This is a genomic window from Nocardioides sp. (assembly GCF_036374615.1).
Taxonomy (GTDB): Bacteria; Actinomycetota; Actinomycetes; order Propionibacteriales; family Nocardioidaceae; genus Nocardioides.
The window spans coordinates 1-5,709 of record NZ_DASUTK010000099.1; the positions used below are offsets into that span (position 1 = coordinate 1).

The window sequence follows — 5,709 nt, forward strand, 5'->3', positions numbered from 1 at the left end:
GCCTCCTCCAGGATCCTGGTCGCGGTCTCCCACTGATCGGCGGAGCCCATGAACTTGTCATTGGCCTCGTCGCGAGTCGAGAGCTCCAGGTAGAAGTCGTCGAGGCCGAAGTCGCGGAACAGGCCGAGGCAGAAGTTGAGCAGGTGCTTGATCTCGTCCCCTGCCTGTTCGGGCATGCAGTAGGAGTGCGAGTCGTCCTGGGTCATGCCACGCACCCGGGTGAGACCGTGGACGACTCCGGACTTCTCGAAGCGGTAGACCGCCCCGAACTCGAAGAGTCGCAGCGGCAGCTCCCGGTAGGAGCGGCCGCGCGACCGGTAGATCAGGTTGTGCATCGGGCAGTTCATGGCCTTGAGGAAGTACCGGCTGTTCTCCAGCTCGATCGGCGGGAACATGGTGTCCTCGTAGTACGGCAGGTGGCCGGAGGTGTGGAACAGCCCCTCCTTGGAGATATGGGGGGTGCCGACGTACTGGAAGCCCTCCTCGATGTGGCGCTGCCTGACGTAGTCCTCCATCACCCGCTTGATCACGCCACCCTTCGGGTGGAACACCACCAACCCGGAGCCGAGCTCGTCGGGGAAGGAGAAGAGGTCGAGGTCGCGGCCGAGCTTGCGGTGGTCGCGCTTCTCCGCCTCCTCGAGCCGGTGCAGGTGATCCGCGAGCGCCTCCTTCGACTCCCAGGCGGTGCCGTAGATGCGCTGCAGCTGCTGTTTCTTCTCGTCACCGCGCCAGTACGCCGCGGCGGTCCGCATCAACTTGAAGGCCGGGATCCGCCTGGTGCTCGGAAGGTGCGGGCCGCGGCAGAGGTCGGACCAGGCGACGTCGCCGTTTCGACGAACGTTGTCGTAGATGGTGAGCTCGCCCGCGCCCACCTCGACGCTCGCGCCCTCGGCGGCGTCGTCGGCCCGGCCGGCCCCCTTCAGACCGATCAGCTCGACCTTGTACGGCTCGTCCTTGAGCTCGTCGAGGGCGTCGGCGTCGGTGGTGACCCGGCGCTCGAAGCGCTGGTTCTCCTTGATGATCTTGCGCATCGCGGTCTCGAGCTTGTCGAGGTCATCGGGGTGGAACGGCTCGGCGACGTCGAAGTCGTAGTAGAAGCCGTTCTCGATCGGCGGGCCGATGCCGAGCTTGGCCTCGGGCCACAGCTGTTGCACCGCCTGCGCGAGGACGTGAGCGGTCGAGTGACGCAGGATGTCGCGCCCGTCAGGACTGTCGATCGCGACCGACTCGACCTCGTCCCCGTCGGCGAGCACGTAGGACAGGTCCTTCAGCTCACCCGCGACGCGCGCTGCGATGACGTCCGGCTCGTCGGCGAACAGCTCCCACGCCTTGGTCCCGGTCGTGACCGTCTGCTCCTCACGCGCGTCGGCGTGCAGGCGGGCGATCTTGATCTCGGACACGAGGACTCCTGGGTCGTGGGCTCGGGCGCCACGAGCCTAACGGCCGGACCTCCCGATCATCACGTCGATATCGGTGTCGCGATCACTGACCGCCGCCGCCGAAGTCGCCGAGCCCACCGAGCCCGCCGGTTCCGTCGAAGTCGCCGATCCCGTAGTCACCGATCCCTCCCCCAGATGGGTCGCCTGCCCCCGAACCGTGGTGACCGCCGACCGCCATGTCGGCGAACCCCCACGTGATCACCGCGACAGACGAGTCGGCCGGGAAATACCCCCTGCTGTACGGCAGATACGCCTCCCCGGCCTCCCAGTAGGGCACCTTCCGGTCGCCGATCTGGACCGTCCGGATCTCGGGCTTCTCCTTCTGCTTGACCCGAGTCGCGCACATGACGCAGGCCGGCAGCCGTTGGGTGCCGCGCCTCGGCACGGTGTACATGACGTCCCGGCTGGACGGTCCGTGCTGCGGGTTGAAGAAGCACGGCACCCGCAGTTCGGGAAGCGGCTGGTTCGCCACTCTGGCGCGCACGCATGCGAGCGAGTACCGGCCGGTGGCGAGCGTGTCGATGATCGTGCTCAGCTCCTCGGTCGACCCCAGCCGTGGCGCCGTGAACTTGGCACGCTCGTACGCGTCGAGCGCCGCCTGGTAGTCGTGGCGCGTCTCCTGGTCCAGCGATCGCTCGGCGAGATCCGTGCCGAGGCGGGTGAGCTGCTCACCGAAGATCGTCACGTCCTCGTCCGCCAGCTTCCGGACGCCCTCGAGCGCCACCGCGCGCTCCCGGCGCTCGTCCCGGCGCGCTCTGAGCTTCCAGACGGCGTACGATCCCGCTCCCCCGCCGGCCAGCAGCAGCATCACCCACTCGGGGTCCACACCCCGGTGGTACCACGAATCAGCCGGGATGGGCAGACCCGCCAGCGCACTGAGGTCGGAGCGTGACGGCCGGAGCGTGACACGTGCGCGTCGTCAGGGCCTGGTGCCGCTGTCCGAGCCGGTGTCGAAGCCCCCGTACTCCCTGCCGCCGTGGGCGCCGAATGACGGCGCGTCGGCGCCCCCGGCAGCCGCCGGGCCGACCACGCGCGAGTCGTACAGCCACGCCATCGAGCTGCTGGCGCCGGTGCCCGGGAAGTAGCCACGGCAGTAGGGGTGGAGAGCGGCGCCGGCCTCCCAGTACGGCGCTCGGTGGCCGCTGATCGAGATCGTCCTCACATCGGGCTTCTCCCGCACCGCGACCCGGGTCGCGCACCGGGCGCAGGCGGGCACCCTGTGGGTACCGCGGCGGGGGCTGGTCCACGTCACCTTCCGCGACGACTGGCCGTGCTGCGGGTTGAAGAAGCAGGGCAGCGTGGACTCGGGAACGGGCTCGCCCGCGAGGTGCGCCCGGACGCAGGCCGCCGCGTGGTGACCACGTGCGAGGGTGGCGATCAGGTCGCTGATCTCCCCGGCCGTGGCGGACGCGGCCACCATCGACTGTGCGTCGGCGTGGATGTCGATGGCCGTCTGGTGGTGCTGCTTCGCGATGTGGGCCACGTCCGAGGCAGCGACGTCGACACCGAGTCGTTCGAGCTGTTCGCCGAAGGCCCGGACATCTTCCTCCGCGAGCGTCCGAGCCAGGTCGAGCTCCGCGGCCCGGTCCCGGCGCTCGTCAGCTCGCTGCTTGAGCTTCCACACGACGTGCGACCCGGCTGCCCCGCCCGCCAGCACCACCATTACCCACTCCACACCTGTGTGTTACCAGCACGGCCGCCCCATGGCGAGCCAACGCCCGGGAGTGTCGCGGGAGCGTGATGTCAGCAGGGCGCGGTTCAGCCCTGGAACCCCTTGGTTGGAGCACCAGGGCCTGAGTCAATGGGCACTCCGGAGTACCCATCGGCCTCGTGCCTCGTACCCTGTCGACAGCCGATGACTCCTGCACCGGCCGTTTGACCAGCTCGCACCCGCGCGGGAAGTGGGGAGCTCTGAGCGTGGGTGGGCGATACTGGGTTCGAACCAGTGACCTCTTCGGTGTGAACGAAGCGCGCTACCACTGCGCCAATCGCCCCAGGACGGAGAGACTGTACACGCCGGTCGGCCCGCTGGTGAAACCGGCTCAGAGCCCCTGTGGCCTCAGGCCGAGCGGGTCTCGTGGTCGTCCTGGTGTGCCTCGTCGATCGACTCGCGCAGCTCGCGCACCGCCTCGGGCTTGCCGTGGAATCGTCGGTAGCTGTAGGCGATCAGGAACAGCGCGATCACGCCCGAGCCGATCTGGGTGACACCGGTCCACAGCCCGCCCGGGAGCCACCAGTCGTCCGAGATCGGCCACCAGCCGGGTGCGTCCGGCCGCTGGATCCAGATCACCCCGCACGCGACCAGGATGGCGACACCGGCCAGCGACAGAACGATCCGGGGCCAGGTCTCGACGCCCTCCGCGGCGCCGATCAGGGCCCGCACCTTGACCGGCTCGACCCGCCGCTCGGCCCACTCGTACTGCTGGGAGAGCAGCGCCAAGCCCGCGAAGATCCCCAGCAGCCCGGGGCCGGGCAGGAAGATCAGGGCGACGCCCAGCACGAGAAGCACCCAGCCGAGTGTCTCGAGCGCAACGCGTTTCGCGGCCCCCGTCACGGCTGCGACCCTACCGGCCGAAGGAGATGCAGGCCGGATTCCCGTCACGATGTCGGTCTGCGCTCGTTTCCACTACGTGACTGCTCTACCGACCCCAGGGGTCGTCAGCCAGCTCCTCACCGTGCGCCTGCTGGCCCCCGGTCGACCGAGCGACCTCGAGGCCGACTTCTGGTACGACGTCGTCGAGCCGTACGGCGTCCGGATCACGTTCCACTCCGAGGCCGTCCCGTTGCGACCCGAGCTCGACCGCTCGTCGCTGGCGCGCGGTGTCATGGAGCCGGTCGGCGGTGGCCGCGTCAGCATGTGGCCGAGCCTCACCGTCGACGGGCGGGCGGTCGTCGTGATGTCCGTGTCCGGCCCGGAGGGTGACCTCGTGTGCGAGGTGTCCACCGAGCAGCTGCACCGCTTCCTGGCACGCACGTACACGCTGGTCCCCGCCGGCACCGAGAGCGATCATCTCGACCTCGACGCCGTGGTCGAGCGACTGCTGACCTCAGACGCCCAGTAGCTCCGGCTCCCGCTTCCGCCACGTGAGCGCCGCCTCGGCGGTGACCGGGCCAGGGGCCGGCAGCTCCCGGTCGTTCCACCTGGAGACGCCCTGGACGTCGCGTGTCGTGGAGACGAGGAAGACCTCGTCCGCCTGCTCGGCGACCTCGATCGGCTCGTCCACCTCGACTCCGCCGAACCAGTCGAGCAGCAGCGCCCGGGTGACACCCGCCAGGCAGCCGCAGTCGAGCGTCGGGGTCCGCAGCTCGCCGTCGACCACGTAGAAGACGTTGGAGCCGGTCCCCTCGCAGAGGTTTCCCGCCAGGTTGGCGAAGATCGCCTCGCCCGCCCCGCGCTCCGCGGCGTGCGCGAGGGCGACCACGTTCTCGGCGTACGACGTCGTCTTGAGCCCGGCGAGCGCACCGCGCTCGTTGCGGGGCCACGGCACGGTCACGATCGTGGTGGTCGTGGGATGCGGCGCCATCGCCCCCGCCGCGACGACGAGGGTCGGCGGTGCATCGCCGCGGCCGGATCCCATCGGCGAGGGCCCGCCGGTGTAGGTGATCCGGATCCGACCTAGCGGGAGGTCCTGGCCGTCGAGCGCAGCCGCGACTCCGCTGCGGACGAGCGCGTCGTCGACGGGCGGGAGACCCAGTCCGGTGGCGCTGCGCGCCAGCCGGTCGAGGTGCCGGGTCAGCGCGAACGGCTGCCCGTCGACGACCTTGATCGCCTCGAACACCCCGTCCCCGACGGTCACGCCGTGGTCGTTCACCGAGAGCGCCGGAGCGGTCGGTTCGGGCAGGATCTGACCGTTCACCCACACCTTCATGAGGCCACCCTAGGAGGCCGCCACGCGTGCTCCAGCCGGATTTTGCCCCGGTCAGGGCATCGGCTACTGTTCTCTGCGCACCGGGCCCCGGCTCGGCACGCAGGCGGACGTAGCTCAGTTGGTAGAGCGCAACCTTGCCAAGGTTGAGGTCGCGAGTTCGAGCCTCGTCGTCCGCTCGGAGAGGTCTCTCCCGGCCACAGGCTTCCTTCGGGGAGTGCCTCCGCGGTGGGTTGGCCGAGAGGCGAGGCAACGGACTGCAAATCCGTGTACACGGGTTCAAATCCCGTACCCACCTCCGCATCAGCACAACCCACAACTCAAGATCACGGGCGATTGGCGCAGTGGTAGCGCGCTTCCTTGACACGGAAGAGGTCACTGGTTCAAACCCAGTATCGCCCACC

General features: G+C 69.4%; 6 protein-coding genes and 4 tRNA genes. 4 read left to right on the top strand and 6 right to left on the bottom strand.

Going from position 1 to position 5,709, the window contains the following annotated elements; all coding sequences use genetic code 11:
- The 5 genes from thrS to VFZ39_RS07850 form a co-directional block, all read right to left on the bottom strand.
- On the bottom strand, positions 1-1,400 hold a 1,400-nt coding region (gene thrS / locus VFZ39_RS07830), incomplete at its 3' end, for a threonine--tRNA ligase (RefSeq protein ID WP_414690274.1).
- An 82-nt stretch (positions 1,401-1,482) separates the two neighbouring features.
- Positions 1,483-2,265, bottom strand: coding sequence for a hypothetical protein (locus tag VFZ39_RS07835; protein WP_330865177.1), 783 nt, complete (start codon positions 2,263-2,265; stop codon positions 1,483-1,485).
- A 93-nt stretch (positions 2,266-2,358) separates the two neighbouring features.
- Positions 2,359-3,114, bottom strand: a complete 756-nt coding sequence (locus VFZ39_RS07840) for a hypothetical protein (RefSeq protein WP_330865178.1) — start codon at positions 3,112-3,114, stop codon at positions 2,359-2,361.
- 247 nt (positions 3,115-3,361) lie between these two features.
- Positions 3,362-3,433 (bottom strand) — tRNA-Val (locus VFZ39_RS07845).
- 65 nt (positions 3,434-3,498) lie between these two features.
- Positions 3,499-3,993, bottom strand: coding sequence for a PGPGW domain-containing protein (locus VFZ39_RS07850; protein WP_330865179.1), 495 nt, complete (start codon positions 3,991-3,993; stop codon positions 3,499-3,501).
- A 76-nt stretch (positions 3,994-4,069) separates the two neighbouring features.
- On the opposite strand from VFZ39_RS07850, the gene VFZ39_RS07855 reads away from it, so the two are divergent.
- Entirely contained in the window at positions 4,070-4,501 is a 432-nt protein-coding gene (locus VFZ39_RS07855) for an SsgA family sporulation/cell division regulator (RefSeq protein ID WP_330865180.1), read from the top strand.
- Here VFZ39_RS07855 and VFZ39_RS07860 read toward each other — a convergent pair.
- Positions 4,487-5,308 carry an aminotransferase class IV gene (locus VFZ39_RS07860; protein ID WP_330865181.1) on the bottom strand — a complete coding sequence of 274 codons (822 nt, stop codon included), beginning with the start codon at positions 5,306-5,308 and terminating at the stop codon, positions 4,487-4,489. The genes VFZ39_RS07855 and VFZ39_RS07860 overlap by 15 nt on opposite strands.
- Positions 5,309-5,411: 103 nt before the next feature.
- On the opposite strand from VFZ39_RS07860, the gene VFZ39_RS07865 reads away from it, so the two are divergent.
- From VFZ39_RS07865 to VFZ39_RS07875, 3 genes are all read left to right on the top strand, one after another.
- Positions 5,412-5,484 (top strand) — tRNA-Gly (locus tag VFZ39_RS07865).
- A 48-nt stretch (positions 5,485-5,532) separates the two neighbouring features.
- Positions 5,533-5,603: transfer RNA gene (locus VFZ39_RS07870), tRNA-Cys, on the top strand.
- Positions 5,604-5,635: 32 nt separating this feature from the next.
- A tRNA-Val gene (locus tag VFZ39_RS07875) sits at positions 5,636-5,707 on the top strand.
- Positions 5,708-5,709: the final 2 nt, after the last annotated feature.